At 37.6% G+C, this 14,548-nt stretch carries 15 protein-coding genes; 8 read left to right on the top strand and 7 right to left on the bottom strand.

Annotated elements, in window-relative coordinates; translation table 11 throughout:
- Positions 1 to 42: 42 nt before the first annotated feature.
- The 3 genes from MSG66_RS09270 to MSG66_RS09260 all read left to right on the top strand — a co-directional run bounded on the left by MSG66_RS09270 (position 43) and on the right by MSG66_RS09260 (position 3,468).
- Positions 43 to 255, top strand: a complete 213-nt coding sequence (locus tag MSG66_RS09270) for a DUF1737 domain-containing protein (protein ID WP_042895792.1) — start codon at positions 43 to 45, stop codon at positions 253 to 255.
- Positions 256 to 483: 228 nt separating this feature from the next.
- A complete protein-coding gene (locus MSG66_RS09265; protein ID WP_324653802.1) occupies positions 484 to 2,676 on the top strand; it encodes a TonB-dependent siderophore receptor in 2,193 nt (730 codons plus the stop codon).
- Between the two features lie 291 nt (positions 2,677 to 2,967).
- Positions 2,968 to 3,468, top strand: a complete 501-nt coding sequence (locus MSG66_RS09260; RefSeq protein WP_324653800.1) for a hypothetical protein — start codon at positions 2,968 to 2,970, stop codon at positions 3,466 to 3,468.
- A 167-nt stretch (positions 3,469 to 3,635) separates the two neighbouring features.
- Here MSG66_RS09260 and MSG66_RS09255 read toward each other — a convergent pair whose 3' ends face one another.
- Together MSG66_RS09255 and pyrE are read right to left on the bottom strand one after the other, a co-directional pair.
- Positions 3,636 to 4,010 (bottom strand): hypothetical protein, encoded by a 375-nt coding sequence (locus tag MSG66_RS09255; protein WP_202743173.1) that lies wholly within the window; start codon positions 4,008 to 4,010, stop codon positions 3,636 to 3,638.
- 339 nt (positions 4,011 to 4,349) lie between these two features.
- Complete coding sequence (gene pyrE, locus MSG66_RS09250) at positions 4,350 to 5,000, bottom strand: orotate phosphoribosyltransferase (RefSeq protein WP_262473097.1); 651 nt, start codon at positions 4,998 to 5,000, stop codon at positions 4,350 to 4,352.
- A 38-nt stretch (positions 5,001 to 5,038) separates the two neighbouring features.
- Here pyrE and MSG66_RS09245 point away from each other — a divergent pair, with 38 nt between their 5' ends.
- Together MSG66_RS09245 and MSG66_RS09240 are read left to right on the top strand one after the other, a co-directional pair.
- Positions 5,039 to 5,863, top strand: a complete 825-nt coding sequence (locus tag MSG66_RS09245) for an exodeoxyribonuclease III (RefSeq protein ID WP_042895797.1) — start codon at positions 5,039 to 5,041, stop codon at positions 5,861 to 5,863.
- Between the two features lie 454 nt (positions 5,864 to 6,317).
- A complete protein-coding gene (locus MSG66_RS09240) occupies positions 6,318 to 6,668 on the top strand; it encodes an arsenate reductase (RefSeq protein WP_133971215.1) in 351 nt (116 codons plus the stop codon).
- Positions 6,669 to 6,707: 39 nt separating this feature from the next.
- On the opposite strand, the gene MSG66_RS09235 is transcribed toward MSG66_RS09240, so the two are convergent.
- Positions 6,708 to 7,145, bottom strand: a complete 438-nt coding sequence (locus tag MSG66_RS09235; protein ID WP_003654111.1) for a DUF2147 domain-containing protein — start codon at positions 7,143 to 7,145, stop codon at positions 6,708 to 6,710.
- A gap of 151 nt (positions 7,146 to 7,296) precedes the next feature.
- Here MSG66_RS09235 and MSG66_RS09230 point away from each other — a divergent pair, with 151 nt between their 5' ends.
- Both MSG66_RS09230 and MSG66_RS09225 read left to right on the top strand, forming a co-directional pair.
- Positions 7,297 to 8,208 carry an alpha/beta hydrolase gene (locus MSG66_RS09230; protein WP_133971213.1) on the top strand — a complete coding sequence of 304 codons (912 nt, stop codon included), beginning with the start codon at positions 7,297 to 7,299 and terminating at the stop codon, positions 8,206 to 8,208.
- Positions 8,209 to 8,383: 175 nt separating this feature from the next.
- Positions 8,384 to 9,577, top strand: a complete 1,194-nt coding sequence (locus MSG66_RS09225) for a GGDEF domain-containing protein (RefSeq protein WP_324653794.1) — start codon at positions 8,384 to 8,386, stop codon at positions 9,575 to 9,577.
- Here the strand turns inward: MSG66_RS09225 and dsbD are convergent.
- The 4 genes from dsbD to MSG66_RS09205 form a co-directional block, all read right to left on the bottom strand.
- Entirely contained in the window at positions 9,572 to 11,392 is a 1,821-nt protein-coding gene (dsbD, locus tag MSG66_RS09220; protein ID WP_324653792.1) for a protein-disulfide reductase DsbD, read from the bottom strand. The two genes, MSG66_RS09225 and dsbD, sit on opposite strands and share 6 nt — an antisense overlap.
- Before the next feature lie 15 nt (positions 11,393 to 11,407).
- Entirely contained in the window at positions 11,408 to 12,175 is a 768-nt protein-coding gene (locus MSG66_RS09215) for a transporter (RefSeq protein ID WP_202743179.1), read from the bottom strand.
- Between the two features lie 12 nt (positions 12,176 to 12,187).
- Complete coding sequence (locus MSG66_RS09210) at positions 12,188 to 12,733, bottom strand: ankyrin repeat domain-containing protein (RefSeq protein WP_324653789.1); 546 nt, start codon at positions 12,731 to 12,733, stop codon at positions 12,188 to 12,190.
- A 153-nt stretch (positions 12,734 to 12,886) separates the two neighbouring features.
- Positions 12,887 to 13,237, bottom strand: coding sequence for an HPF/RaiA family ribosome-associated protein (locus tag MSG66_RS09205; protein ID WP_197730962.1), 351 nt, complete (start codon positions 13,235 to 13,237; stop codon positions 12,887 to 12,889).
- A gap of 250 nt (positions 13,238 to 13,487) precedes the next feature.
- Here MSG66_RS09205 and puuE point away from each other — a divergent pair, with 250 nt between their 5' ends.
- Positions 13,488 to 14,453 (top strand): allantoinase PuuE, encoded by a 966-nt coding sequence (gene puuE / locus MSG66_RS09200; RefSeq protein WP_324653787.1) that lies wholly within the window; start codon positions 13,488 to 13,490, stop codon positions 14,451 to 14,453.
- Positions 14,454 to 14,548: the final 95 nt, after the last annotated feature.

Below are 14,548 nucleotides of genomic sequence, written 5' to 3'. Positions count from 1 at the left end.
AGTTAAAATAGAACAATAAAATATTAATTTTTAGGCTTGATGATGAAACTTTATCGCTATTTAACCGGACCAGATGACTCTGCTTTTTGTGCACGAGTGACTAAAGCACTGAACCATGGCTGGGAATTATATGAAGCACCCACCATGACCTTCAATGGTACGCACGTCATTGTTGGACAAGCAATTTGCAAAACGATTGATGAGAACTATGATCCAGAAATGGATATTTTAGATATTCTGAAAAATAATGCTTAATTCTAAGGGGGTGCTTTATCGATAAAAAGCCCCCCTTTAAAACTCAATTAACAAGAAAAACTAACGAGTTAATTCACATAGTTTATTTAATTTACTCATTACATTCCTAAAAAATAGTTATTAAAAAATAAATATGTCCTTTTTTAAGATAATAGTTCTTTTATTCTAAACAATTAAATGATTATAATTATCATTTATACTTTTATTTTTGTTAACTGATTTTATTTTATGTTAAGAATTTCTATATCATCTCCCCAAATTAAGCGTTTATTCCCGCTCAGCTTACTCAGTTTAATGATCCTTAATATTCAAGGTGTATACGCTGAAGACTCGAGTAACTCATCATCGAAAGTTGCAGCGACCATGCCAACCATAAAAATTGAGGCCATGAGTGAGCTCGACCCAATTAAAAGTTATATCGACTATGACAAAGCTAATGTCACCCGTAATAGTTTAGATAAAAAAGATATTCCTCAAACCATTGATACCATTGATGTTCAGAAGTATAAAGTTTATGGATCAAATGATCTAAGCGTTATGCTGCAAGGCACACCTGGGGTATCTACCAATTACGATATGCGTGGTGATGGCATTACCATTCGTGGTTTTGGAGCGGATGCAGGCGATATTTACCGTGATGGTATACGTGAAAGTGGTCAAGTACGCCGTAGTACTGCCAATATTGAGCGTATTGAAATTTTAAAAGGCCCAGCTTCTGTTTTATATGGCCGTAGTGCTGGTGGTGGGGTTGTGAATATGGTGAGTAAATTCGCCAATTTCGACTCTAAAAGTTCAGTTGGCGCTTATGCAGGTTCATACGACAACTATGGAACCACTGCTGACATCAACCAAGTCATTAATGACAATTTAGCAGTACGTCTTACCGGAGAATATGGAGAGTCAGACAGTTTCCGCTCTGGTATTGAAAATAAAATTGAGATGTTTTCACCAAGTTTTACTTATAAAAATGATGATGGAACGCTTACTTGGACCACACAATATACCTATGACAAATTAGGTCGTGTACCTGATCGCGGGCCAACTCAAGATAACTTACCTGCGGGAACCTCTATTAAAACAGGATTTGCCCAAGACGGAGATTATGTTGATGATATTTTGCAAGTGGTCCGCACCGATGTGAATTATCAATATGCGCCTGATTGGAACTTTCACTGGGCGGCAAGTTACCGACAAGCAGAACAGAACTTTGATCATTTTTACTTTGGAACTTATTGTGGCCTCGATGGAAATGACCTGAAAGGCAAAGAATGCAACACCAAAAAAGGTTATATCAATCAGAATTACTACTGGCAGCAAACCAGCAATAAAACCACCACCAATACCTTTGATATTAAAGGCAAGTTCAAAACCGGCCAGCTTGAACATCAAATCATGATGGGTACAGACTGGACCTATGAACAACGAGAACCACGTCTAGCTAATAAGACTCAAAATGGTTCAGCCATTTATGGTTACGTCAATCCATTCACAGGTGAAAGAGAATCAAGTCGTGGCAATGGCCCATTAAAGATTAGTCAGCATAACTATAATGAAGGCACAACTTACGGCATATTTATTCAAGATTTAATTGGTCTAAACGACCAACTTAAACTCATGTTAGGCTTACGTTATGATTACTTTGACTTTTCAACCACTAACAAACTCACTAATGCACATCGCAATGTAAAAGACAGTACTGTTAGCCCAAATGTTGGTTTGGTATGGCAACCGCTTCCTGAACATAGTTTTTATACGTCTTACTCTAAGAGCTTTGCACCATTTGGCGGACAAATGGGTGTTAACCAAGTCACTGGAAGCACCGATGTCACAAAAATGGACAAAGAGCCTCAATATAACGAGCAATATGAAGTGGGCATAAAAAGCGAATGGTTAGATAATCGTTTAAATACTCAATTTTCTGTCTTTGATATTCGTAAAAATAATATTCGCTATAAACCAAATCCTGACAGTGAACCAGAGGTATGGGCAACTGCTGGTCAGCATCAATCACGTGGTGTTGAATTTAGTTTTATTGGCCGGGTACTTGATAATGTCTTTGTTCGCGGTGGTTATGGTTACACCGATGCCAAAGTAAAAGAAGACAAACAAAAGCCTGAACAAGAAGGCAACTATTTAGCGAATACATCGAAAAATACGGGCAATTTATTTGTTCGCTATTTACCAACTGAACAGTGGTATACCGAAATGGGTGTAACCTATGTGGGGTCTTATTATCCGAACATTAATAATGCAGTAAAAATGGAAGGCTTCAATCGTGTCGACGCAGCAATTGGTTATAGTGCTGACCCTTGGAATGTCACACTTGCAGTGAACAACCTAACCAATAAAGAATACTGGCGTTCAGACAGTATGCCAGGCACACCACGTAATATTTTAGTTCGTTTTAATTATCAATTTTAAATAAAATATTAAACTGGCATACCACTATTTAGAGGTATGCCCTTTTATTTTTAGATACCGTATTTCTCACGATAAGCTTGCATATTTGCTAGCGCTTCTTTTTCGCCTTGGGTGATGACTGAACAAGATCAACAAAACAAGTTGGGTATGACGATGGAGTGTAAGAATTGATTCGCATATGCTGTATTATATTAATTTTAGAAATTATTAAAAATATATTTTTAAAGTTAAAATAAACCAAATAGATTTAAGAAATTTAATATGCGTATATTTTTGATTTGGTTCTTTTTAATGGTATTAACAGGTTGCAGTTCTTCAAAGTATAGTGAAAATCCTAATAAATATTTAGAATTATTAGGGACATCAACACAAAGTAAAAGTTTCGAAGCGTTTGTGAACCAGCTCGAAGTAAAGGAAGTACCTGAGATCACCGATCAGTTTTGGAATGAAGAATTTCCTAAACTTGATTTCTATGATCAAAGCTTAATGCTTCCTCAAAATGGCATCGAAATGCTGTTAAAAAATAAGAAAATTGTATCTATAAAATTATATCTCCCCGATCAAGATGTTTCATTTGCAAATTATAAAGGACATAAATTGCCCCTTGGTCTTTTCAGTGATGATACCGAAAAAGAAGTGAAACAAAAACTGAAGACTAATAAAGATACCAATACAAATCCTCATCGAAACGTAAAAGAATTCGAAACTGAGAAAGTCAGTGTTGCGATTGATAACGCAACAGGAAAAATCATTTACATCGAGTTACATGAGCATTCACTAGAACAAAATTAAGTGATTAAACCATATTGATTTTGTCTAAGTTAACTCCCTTATTTTACATAGTGGTGCTTATTTGAAACGATTTCGTAGTTGAGATTTTATGTTAATCAGATCATCGAAAGGCCCTATTTATGGGCCTTGGGACTGTTCTAAATTTTGTGTAGGTCCTAATTTTCACTTTAATCACACTTAAATCCTGATAACTGTAATTCTTGTTTTAGATTATCAGCACCTTCTGAAGTCATAAAATTTTGGAGATAGTTTGTTGATTCAAAATAAGACTCATGGACTATGTTATTTACGATAATGTTGTCAGCTTTTATAACTGCATTTGCCATAGAACACACTTCTTTTTTATCTTTATCAGCCAGAGCCTTTACATCATTTTCAGCGTTATTCAATATCAATTTGCCACGAACAATGATTTCTAATTGTGGATAAACTTTTTCTAGCATCTGTAAATATTTCTTTTCATCTGCATAGTTTGGATATTCTTTCGCTTGAATTGTACTGATTGCTGAAATAGCAAGTAGGCTAATTAGGATCTTTTTCATTTTATAAGTTTTTGTAAAGCTTCGGATAAATTAGTATAGTATTCTGTTGTTGAGCCGTTGAATGAGATTTTAGGCTTATAGTGGTACTCATTCATTTCGGTTTTGAACTTCACTTCCATGTCATAGACCTTATCGGTAAGTTTGTGCAACTAAAGTCAAATTAACATAATACGCCTTATACGAAATTATTAAAATTTTAGTCAAAACCGTTCTAGGATTCAGCACACTGGAACGGTTTTTTATGATTTTTAACACCCTACGACTATAGTTTAACCAACTCAATAATTTGATTAAATTATAAAAAAAGGAAGCTATAGCTTCCTTTTCCATACCTAACTCTTAGATACCGTATTTCTCACGATAAGCTTGCATGTTTGCTAAAGACTCTTTCTCGCCTTTTGCATCCAAATAATCCATTAAATCTTTCATGGTAATCAGTGCATGTACAGGAATTTCTAATTCTTTTTGAACTTCTTGAATTGCAGAAAGCTCACCTTGACCACACTCTTGGCGGTCTAGTGCAACCAATACGCCCGCAATGATTGCGCCCGCATTTTTTAAAATCGTTACGACTTCACGAATGGCTGTACCTGCGGTAATGACGTCATCAATAATCCAGACTTTTTTACCTTCAACCGCAGCACCAACTAAAACACCGCCTTCACCATGATCTTTAGCTTCTTTACGGTTAAAACCCCATGGCACACTTTTGTTATGTACTTGCGACAAGGCAACAGCAGTTGCTGCTACAAATGGAATTCCCTTGTAAGCAGGGCCAAAAATAACATCAACATTTTCACATTGTATTAATTTGTCGGCATAGCCTTGTGCTAAAAGAGATAAAGCTTCACCATCGTTGAGTAGGCCTGCATTAAAAAAATAAGGACTCACACGTCCAGATTTTAAAGTAAACTCACCAAATTTAAGCACACCGCGTGATAATGCGAGTTCGATAAATGCTTGCGGGTTAAATGACACAGGCGTTGTCATGAGGTGCTCCAAATTCACAATTGAGGTTAAATTTTCGCATGATACCAAAGGATCAGTATCCAAGTGATGTAAAAATTCTTCGAGTCGTTTCCATTAACGTAAATGGCTTGCGTTCTTCGGTGACGAAAGGCTTACTTGAATGGTTAGAACAATCAGATGCCGATGTCGTATGCATGCAGGAAAGCCGCATTACCCATGAACAATGGACTGAAAAATTTAGACCCGAAGGATGGCATACCCATCTATTTCCAGCAGAGCGTGCAGGTTACGCAGGGACTGCCATATATAGTCGTTTACCCTTTGTCTCTGTTAAAGACGGTTTAGGGTTTGAACTGGCTGACAGTCAAGGTCGCTTTATTTCTGCTGAATTTGATCTAGGTTTGTCACATCCGGTACATATTGCGTCATTATACTTACCTTCAGGCTCAAGTGGTGAAGAAGCGCAAGCCCGTAAAGATTTATTTTTAGGTGAATACGCGAAAATCTTAAAACAATGGCGTGATGAAAATAAGTCAGTCATCATTTGTGGTGACTACAACATTGTTCATAAACGGATTGATATTAAAAATTGGTCGGGTAACCAAAAATCATCTGGCTGTTTGCCGCATGAACGCGCATGGCTTGATCATATTTATGATGAACTTGGTTATGTTGACACATTCCGTGTAGTTCGAGCAGAAGCCGAACTTTATTCATGGTGGTCAAATCGCGGTCAAGCTCGTGCAAAAAATGTTGGGTGGCGTATTGACTACCAAGCCTGCTCACCAGACTGGCAAGCACGTACAGTTAACGCATGGGTCTATAAAGATCAATGGTTTAGCGACCATGCACCAGTCATTATTGACTATAAAATTCAAGATTAAGTGAACACTCGTTCACTTACCTTGTCGTTTTCGCTTACAGCATCTGTCGTTTTTGAGTATTTTTCTTACACAGCTTTAACGGCATTATAGCTGCACGGCACAGGGAAGCAGTCAGGATGACGCAAAAGGATAGGACGCCGTAGGAAGATAAAATAAACTTATGATAAGTTTATTTGCAAGGATGTGACATTGGACGTTGAAATGAGACCCGCATGATCAGGATGATTAAATGCGGGTTTTCTCTTTTCAATCTCTTATTTTTTGCGCTAAGTTCTTTTAGTTTTAACTTCTTCTTATTAAGCCCATTATCGCTTTGTCTTATGACAATAACATGACATTTCTCTTTCGATTAATCATAATTTTTCATTTGTTTTAAAAGTATCTGTATAAAGTAGTGCTCAAATGCTTTTTGGGTTAGGCTGTGTGCTCTCTCTTTTTGACATGGTCCGATAAAATGTTAAAAATTTATGGAATCAAAAACTGTAATTCAATGAAAAAAGCATTTGATGCTTTACAAGCCAAAGGGCTGAACTATGATTTTCATGATTATAAAAAACAAGGTATTGATGCAGATACTCTAAAAATCTGGTTAAAAGAAATTGGGCAAGATACGGTTTTAAACAAAAAAGGAACCACTTGGCGCAAGTTATCAGAAGAAGAACAAACGCGTGCGTTAAGCAGTGAAGACCATCTTATTGAAGCACTTATTGCTCAACCAAGTTTAATTAAAAGACCCGTTTTACAAACCTCCCAAGGTTTTATCGTCGGTTTTGATGAAACAACCTATCAAAATATCCAAGCATAAAAAAACGAGCCATTTGGCTCGTTTTTTTTATTAAAACTTTTAGTTAGCGCGAATCCACGTTTGGTTACGACCAAGGGCAGAAACGCCAATATAGCCACGCAATTTAAGCTTCTTACCGCCGTCTGTTAACTCACCTTTTAATTTGTAAGTTTTGCCAGATTTAGGATCTAAAATCGTACCGTTTTCATAACTGTTGCCACCTACATTTTTTAAATTATGTACAATGGTGACGCCTTTTAGCGGTTTATTTTTGTACGGACCTTCACATTTTGTACAAGCGTTTTCTTCGCCTGGTGTCAAAATGTTTTGAATAGTTGCAGTTAAGGTTCCATCCTTCTGTTCCGTAAATTTAACTACGGCTTTTGGCTTATTGGTCTGATCATCAATTGTTTTCCATACCGTTCCATTGAGTGTATCAGCCGCATTGGCAAATGCAGCCATACCAATGAGTCCTAAAGCTAAAGCAATCTTTTTCATTTTTGTAATATCCTTGGGTCTTTCAAGATTTTAGTATTCAGAAGTCGCAAAGATATTGCAATTTTTGAATGTGACTGTTTCGTGTAACCTTGTAATCTTGCAAAATAAAATTTACAAGAAAACAAGAAACTAGCATAAAAATGGATGCTCTATGAATATATCAAATGTTTGGAAATATTACTTTACAGAAACTTTTCTTAAAACAACAATTCGCAAGCCAAGTCAGCTAAATTTACCGCCTACTGCCTTACGTCCTGTTTTAGACCAAATGTGTCGTGCTTTTCCACGACAAAAAAATGTCTCTGTTCGCCCAATTCGGCTAGCAGGCATTAAAGGTGAAGAAATCAAACCACAAGATCATGCTACTCAGCTGATTTTTCACATTCACGGCGGTGCTTTTTTTCTTGGTAGTGTCAAAACACACCATGCTTTTATGACAGATTTGGCCGCTCGCACCCAAATGCAGGTTATTCATGTAGATTATCCGCTTGCGCCTGAACACCCGTACCCTGAGGCAACTGAAGCTCTATATGACATCTATCAATCTTTAGTAGTACAAGGCGTTCAGCCAAAAGATATTATTTTATCGGGTGATTCATGCGGAGCAAATTTAGCACTGGCGCTTTGCTTACGCTTAAAAGAACAACCTGAAATCATGCCAAGTGGTCTGATTTTATTATCTCCATTTCTGGATTTAACGCTAACCAGCGAGTCTCTTAGATATAACCAGAAACATGATGCCCTGCTTTCGCTTGAAGCCCTGCAAACAGGGATCCAACATTATATTGGTAATCAAATTGCAGCTGACGACCCACGTGTTTCACCTATTTTCGATGACTTGCATGGCCTACCGCCGACTTTGATTCAAGTAGGTTCTAAAGAAATATTATTAGATGATGCCAAGCGCTTTAGAGAAAAAGCCGAAGATGCAGGTGTTAAAGTTCAATTCAAACTTTATACAGGTATGTGGCATAACTTCCAGATGTTCAATGCATGGTTTGATGAGGCTAAACAAGCATTGGCAGATATTGCTGAATTTGCCCATGAGCTCGATAAAAATTAATTTATCTATAAATGATGTGAATAGTCCCGCAAACTTTTCACATCATTATCTTTATAAAAAAGTCATCATGTATAAATTGAAAATCATGTTATGTTTAAAATATAAATTATTTAAACAATCCAATTTTAGGATGGTCCAACAAAGAGGCATCTATATTTAGGAGCCCTTACTTATTATGAAAAGTCGTTTAATCACTCGTCCAATACATAGAATAAAACAGGTGATAATCGATTTCATCCACCATAATCACATCATCAACTGGACACCACTACAAAAAAGCGCACTCATGCTCACACTTGCTTGTGCAATGAATTTTAGTTGGATCTTGTGGAAAGCTTATATTTTAATTACTCCAGATATCTGGCAATGGGCAAATTTACCTTTAGTTGAGTCGCAAATCTGGCTCAATCTATTCACCTTATTTTTATTAGTTTTACTGATTATTTCCTGCTATTTCTATAAAAATGATGAATGGGCTCAAAGAATTATTCCTTTAATTAGTGTGCAGTTCTTTGCACTCATGCTATGCCACGATGGATATTTAATTGGAAGTATTAGTCCCGCCACTATGGTGGGTTATGTCGGTACCATTGGTGTAGGACTCGTGTTATTCGACCGAAAAATTGTTTATAGCGCTCTCGTACCTGCAACGATTATTTTAACGGTATGTACGTATTTAAGTATGAGAGGCACTTTATCTTATGCGCCGTTATTTAATCTTATTGCTATGCAACGTGCTCAAACCAATCCTTTTTGGCTGGGAAGTATGGCATTTTTTATTATGCCGATTTTATTGGCCTGTTTTGTTTTATTTGAAATATTATTGACCCAATGGCGCCAGCGCGAAACTTATATTCAACGTTTAAGTCAACTTGACCCATTAACCAATGTATTAAACAGACGCAGTTTAAATACGCATTTAGAGTCACTACACCAACAGCAATTTGATTATGCGGTGGTACTTCTGGATATCGATCATTTTAAAAAAATTAATGATATTTATGGGCATCACCAAGGCGATCAGGTTTTAATTGAAATCGCTCAATGTCTGTCAAAAAACTTGCGTAATGAAGATATTATTGGCAGGTTTGGTGGAGAAGAATTTATTTTATTATTGCCCCATACCGATATTATTCAAGCAGAAAAAATTGCTGAGCGTTGCCGTCACGCTTTAGAAGAACTGCCAGTTTTTAGCGCTCAAAATAATCCCATTCATATTAGTGCGAGCTTTGGAATAAGTAGTTCAGCTTTTGCACAAGACCCTTATCTTGTTATCCGACAGGCAGACCAAGCACTCTACGCGGTAAAAGCTTCGGGACGCAATCAGGTACGCACATTTCATCAGATCGAAGCTATTAATACCTTATGATTCTTTTAGTTTCGCCAAGTTCGCGAGTTGCTGCAAAAGCTCTTGCTGACTAAAGGCACCAGTTAAACGCAAAGCACGAATTTCTTTTTGCTCTGGGTTTAAAAATAGATAAGTTGGTGGCCCTAAAATATTCCATTGTTTGAGTAGAGCTTCATGTGACTGATCATAATGACTCAAATCAAGCTTAATTAAATAATAAGGTGCAAGAGCAGACTGAACCTCGGGTGCTTTTAAAATACGGTGCTCAATCGGTTGGCAGGCAACACACCAGTCTGCATAGACATCAATCACAATGGCCCGATCAGCAGGCGCTGCTGCTAAAATCTTTTGGAAGTCTGCCGCGCTAGCCGCAACATGCCACTCGGCCATGTGGTCAGAACTTTGCAAATTTCGATTTTGAATATGTTGATATTGGTTATAGGCTACAAAAGGTGTAACGACCAACAATAAGATCGCGTAGAGCCATTGCAGCTGTCCCTTTTTCCAGAAAAGCTGATAAAGCGAATAGACAATAAAAGCGAGTCCTAATACAAGACTAAGTACTTGCATGCCCCAATCTGGCAATAAAGGACGAATAAAGTAGAGACTTAAGCCCAACATCAGAAAAGCAAAAATCACTTTAATCTGATGCATCCAGTCGCCCGCTTTAGGTAAGAATTTTGCACCTAATATGCTCGCGAGCAATAAAGGAATTCCCATCCCAAAACCTAGACAGAATAAAAGCAAAGCGCCTTGCCATTGATTTTGTGTTTGAGAAATAAATAATAAAGTTCCAGCGAGTGGTGCTGTCATACAAGGACCCACCAAGAGCGCAGAAACCACACCCATGACACCAGCACCAATCAAGGTACCGCCTTGTTGCATTGACTGAATACGGTCAAGTCGGTTTAACCATGTTTGTGGCAAACGAAGTTCAAACAGACCAAATAGGTTCAGAGCAAATACGATAAACAACAAACTAAAAGCAATTAAAGTAGCAGGCTGTTGTAACCAACGCTGAAAATTCAAACCAGCAGATGAAGCAATTAAACCTAAGCCCGCATAAACCAATGCCATGCTACAGACAAAAGTAAGTGCAATAGCCCAAGCTTTTAAGCCTTTATGCTCTCGAATAATTAACGAAGTTAGAATAGGAAGCATCGGTAAAGAACATGGCGTAAATGCGAGCAGCATGCCTAAACCTAGAAATAATAAAATCCCATACCAAAGTGAGTGTTCAATTAACTTCGCTGACCAGATCTGATCTTGTGCAATTTGTGGTGTAGTTGTATCAACAGCCGTCTGTGTACTCTGCTCTTTTTCTAAAGTTCCTGAAGAAGCGTTTGTTTGTGTATTTGCTAAATCCAGCAAACGTTTTGGTGCTGTTCCAGCTTGGTTTTGTACACCAACTAAACCATCTGCATCAGTTTGAAACTCAATGGTTTGTGGTGGGTAACAAATCCGATCTTTGGCACAGCCCTGCCAAGTCACACTATAGTGTTCAGAAGGTTTCGTCTTAATTTGGAAATTAACTTGATTGTAGTAAACCTGACTTTGCCCATAATTTTCATCATATTGAGCAATCGCTTTAGGTAACTTTAAAGCTAAAGGTTGAGTACCTTGTTGTACGGTAAATTTATGCTGATAAAGATAGTAATTTGGCTGAATCTGCCAAGATAAATTCGCAGTATGCGACTCAGAAGATTCAACCGAAAATGAAAAAGCTTGTTCAGGCGACAATAACTTGTCCTGCGCAAAGATAAATTGGCTAAGTACAAGCGAAACAATTGCCAGAAAATAAATGATTCCTTGCTGAATAAATTTTTTCATTAACATCTAATCAATCGTTCTTTAAAACAAGAACGATACGCCTAAGCCACCGTTATAACTCTTATCTTGCCCGTTTAAATCTACCCCTACACTTGCATCAAGCTGAGTACGATTATTTACCGCATAAACCAGACCTGTACCTAGACCATATTCATAGTCTTGGCTTTCAGCTTTACGGTAAATGAACTCTGAATAACCTGAGAGCTTACCTGCAATTTTATAGTCAATAGTTGGTACAGCTGTCACTGCCCAATCACTATTTTGCACTTCATAGCGCATGGTAATTGAAGTACCTACTAAATCACTATATTGGTAAGCTACCGCAGAGGTAAGACTATAAATGTCGTCATGTGCCGTAAATTCATCATTTCCGGTTGCAATGATCGCCTCAGCCAACACTGCCATAGACAGTCTGTCATCTTTTAAATCAATCGCTTTTTTTAAACCGATGCTTACGTCACCAAAGCCCGAAGTATCATTTTTTTTGCCAGCACGTTTAGTCTGAGTCCATGCCGGACCCTGCCATCCTAACTGTAATTCTAAGTCACGACCTAAACCTGTACGGAACAACATGTCCTGATTTAAGGTTACGGTCTTTTCTTTAACACCATCAACAGTCGCTTCAGTATAGGTTACGCTTGGTAAACCTTGCTCCCAAGCCAAATTACCTACAGGGGTAATACCCGTCCCCATTCCTGCCCCTGGGCGGTCAAACGAGAACTCAGCTGCAAAAGTACTTCCAGCTGCAACAGTAGATAAAGCAAAAGTTAAGACTTGTACTATTTTCATTTTAATATCCAATCAAGTAGTTAATTCTTTTGTCATTTTAGCCCCATGACGGCGCAATAACTCTAATGTTTCACGCTCTTCTTCAAGCGATTCTGCCCAATCTATTTCATCAAAATCACAATCAAAAAATAACTGACTGATCGAAGATAAAATAGTAAGTCCTTCTTCATCACGTGTGTTTGGATCTACTTTTTCATCAAGTAAACGTTGAACGGCTGGCGCACATGCTGAGCTTGCAGCATCCCATAACGGACCATAGAACTCTTCTGCATCCCAAAGATATACATTGGCTTTGGCCTGAATCAAAGCTTCGAGAATATCGAGGTAAACTTGCAATGCTTGTTGCTTTTCTTCTTTTGATAATGGTGTACCTGCTTCATAAGCTTCTGATACATTTTCCCACCATTTAAAAATTCCGTCACAGATAATTGATACAGGTGGTCCTTGTTTCGGATCAATAAAGTTCGGATCAAGTCCGTCAGCAAGTAATTTCTGCACTTGCGCGAGTTCTAATTCTTCTATGGCTTTAATTAAAGCTTGCTGCTGGGTGGTTAACATGACCATCTCTCAAAAATATATTAGGGCTATTATGCCTAATCTCTTCTCCAGATTTTAGAGGTTGATTGCATAGCATTGCAAACCTAATGTTGTGAATAGTTTTATTTTCATCAAATATAAAAAAAGCCCCGAAGGGCTTTTTAGCATTTTTAATTAAACTTCATCATCAATGAATTCTGGTTGCCCACCTCTCGGGTGTTCTTTTTTCTCAAAAGTATGTTCGAGGCTACGTTTTAATTTTTCAATCGCGCCATGAATTGAAGCATCAATATTGCCTGCTTTATGGTGCACTGCAACTGGTTTCAAACCTGAAGGACGTGCTTCGATCATACATTGGATGTCTTTGTCGCCACTTTTATCCCCATTTTCATCACTAAAATGAACCGAGAAATGTGTAATACGTTCGCTATGACGTTGGAATTCTTGAGTAAGTTCTGCACGTACATAAGTAATTAAACGTTCACTATTATGGATGTTTTTATCTGTGCGGATTTCAATATTCATAAATACCATCCTCTCTTTCTTACTGTGGATCTTTTCTATGCAAAACTTTTTTATCTTGGCATGTTTTAAGCATGCATAAATCGAGTTCAATTGTACAGTTTGACGGTGTAATGTTTTTTATCTCCTCACTTGACCGTATTGTTTTGGAGTGTTTTAGAAGATCTTCTATCTTCAATATCAGTCCATCTATAAAAATATGCAAGCTGATTTTTTAAATTTTTATGAAAATTCGAACAAAAGGAGAACAATCGTGCTTGAATCTTATCTATCTGGAGCCGAGCTTATTGAGCAAATTCAAAAATCTCCTTATTCACGTGATTTAATCGGTTATCACGGAAAACCACCACAGGTTCAGTGGCCTAATCACGCCAAAATTGCCATCCAGTTTGTTCTTAATTATGAAGAAGGTGGCGAAAAACATATTGAGCACGGCGATGATGGCTCAGAACAGTTTTTATCAGAGATTATTGGTGCTGCAAGCTACCCAGCCAAACATATGTCGATGGACTCAATGTACGAATATGGTTCACGTGCTGGCTTTTGGCGTATTCATGCTGAATTCCAAAAACGTAAGCTTCCAATGACCATTTTCGGAGTTGCAATGGCGCTTGCCCGCAACCCGTATATTGTGGAAGCCATTAAGCAAGCTGATTATGATGTGGTTTCTCACGGTTATCGCTGGCTTCACTATCAAGATTTTGATATCGAAGTTGAAAAACAGCATATGGAACAAGCTTTATCTGTTTTAGAAAACTTGTTTGGAAATAAAGTGATAGGTTGGTACACCGGACGTGACAGCCCCAATACTCGTCAGTTACTTGCAGAGTTCCCACAAATACAATATGACTCTGATTATTATGGCGATGACTTGCCTTTTTGGACGACGCTTACCAATGCTGCTGGTACATCAAGAGCTCATTTAATTATTCCTTATACCTTGGAATGTAACGACATGAAGTTCTGTTCACCGGGAGGTTTTAATCACTCAGAGCAGTTTTTTCAATATTTAAAAGATAGCTTTGATGTGCTGTACGCAGAAGGTGAAACTGCACCAAAAATGATGTCAATTGGAATGCATTGCCGTATTTTAGGGCGGCCCGGTCGTTTTAAAGCCTTACAAAAATTCCTCGATTATATTCAAATGCATGATCGGGTCTGGATATGCCGACGTCAGGATATTGCTGAACATTGGTATAAAAATCACATAACTGAATAATTGATTTTTAAATTTTTAAATTCTTAAACTGTTGATTAACAGCTATTGGCACTGTTATTGCTAAAACTCTATATCACGACAATGAGTTTAGGAAT

Source organism: Acinetobacter sp. IK31 (assembly GCF_035615195.1).
In the GTDB taxonomy this organism is placed as follows: domain Bacteria; phylum Pseudomonadota; class Gammaproteobacteria; order Pseudomonadales; family Moraxellaceae; genus Acinetobacter; species Acinetobacter calcoaceticus_C.
The sequence above is the reverse complement of the archived record's forward strand: the minus strand, read 5'-3'. Positions and strand labels throughout refer to the sequence as shown.

What these genes read in the sequence shown, in the direction of transcription:
- MSG66_RS09260 (WP_324653800.1), top strand. Translation starts at nt 2,968, where the DNA reads ATGGTATTAACAGGTTGCAGTTCTTCAAAGTATAGTGAAAATCCTAAT.
- MSG66_RS09230 (WP_133971213.1), top strand. Translation starts at nt 7,297, where the DNA reads ATGAATATATCAAATGTTTGGAAATATTACTTTACAGAAACTTTTCTT.
- MSG66_RS09255 (WP_202743173.1), bottom strand. Translation starts at nt 4,010, where the DNA reads ATGAAAAAGATCCTAATTAGCCTACTTGCTATTTCAGCAATCAGTACA.
- pyrE (WP_262473097.1), bottom strand. Translation starts at nt 5,000, where the DNA reads ATGACAACGCCTGTGTCATTTAACCCGCAAGCATTTATCGAACTCGCA.
- dsbD (WP_324653792.1), bottom strand. Translation starts at nt 11,392, where the DNA reads ATGTTAATGAAAAAATTTATTCAGCAAGGAATCATTTATTTTCTGGCA.
- MSG66_RS09265 (WP_324653802.1), top strand. Translation starts at nt 484, where the DNA reads ATGTTAAGAATTTCTATATCATCTCCCCAAATTAAGCGTTTATTCCCG.
- MSG66_RS09270 (WP_042895792.1), top strand. Translation starts at nt 43, where the DNA reads ATGAAACTTTATCGCTATTTAACCGGACCAGATGACTCTGCTTTTTGT.
- MSG66_RS09235 (WP_003654111.1), bottom strand. Translation starts at nt 7,145, where the DNA reads ATGAAAAAGATTGCTTTAGCTTTAGGACTCATTGGTATGGCTGCATTT.
- MSG66_RS09210 (WP_324653789.1), bottom strand. Translation starts at nt 12,733, where the DNA reads ATGTTAACCACCCAGCAGCAAGCTTTAATTAAAGCCATAGAAGAATTA.
- MSG66_RS09225 (WP_324653794.1), top strand. Translation starts at nt 8,384, where the DNA reads ATGAAAAGTCGTTTAATCACTCGTCCAATACATAGAATAAAACAGGTG.
- MSG66_RS09245 (WP_042895797.1), top strand. Translation starts at nt 5,039, where the DNA reads ATGATACCAAAGGATCAGTATCCAAGTGATGTAAAAATTCTTCGAGTC.
- MSG66_RS09240 (WP_133971215.1), top strand. Translation starts at nt 6,318, where the DNA reads ATGTTAAAAATTTATGGAATCAAAAACTGTAATTCAATGAAAAAAGCA.
- MSG66_RS09215 (WP_202743179.1), bottom strand. Translation starts at nt 12,175, where the DNA reads ATGAAAATAGTACAAGTCTTAACTTTTGCTTTATCTACTGTTGCAGCT.
- MSG66_RS09205 (WP_197730962.1), bottom strand. Translation starts at nt 13,237, where the DNA reads ATGAATATTGAAATCCGCACAGATAAAAACATCCATAATAGTGAACGT.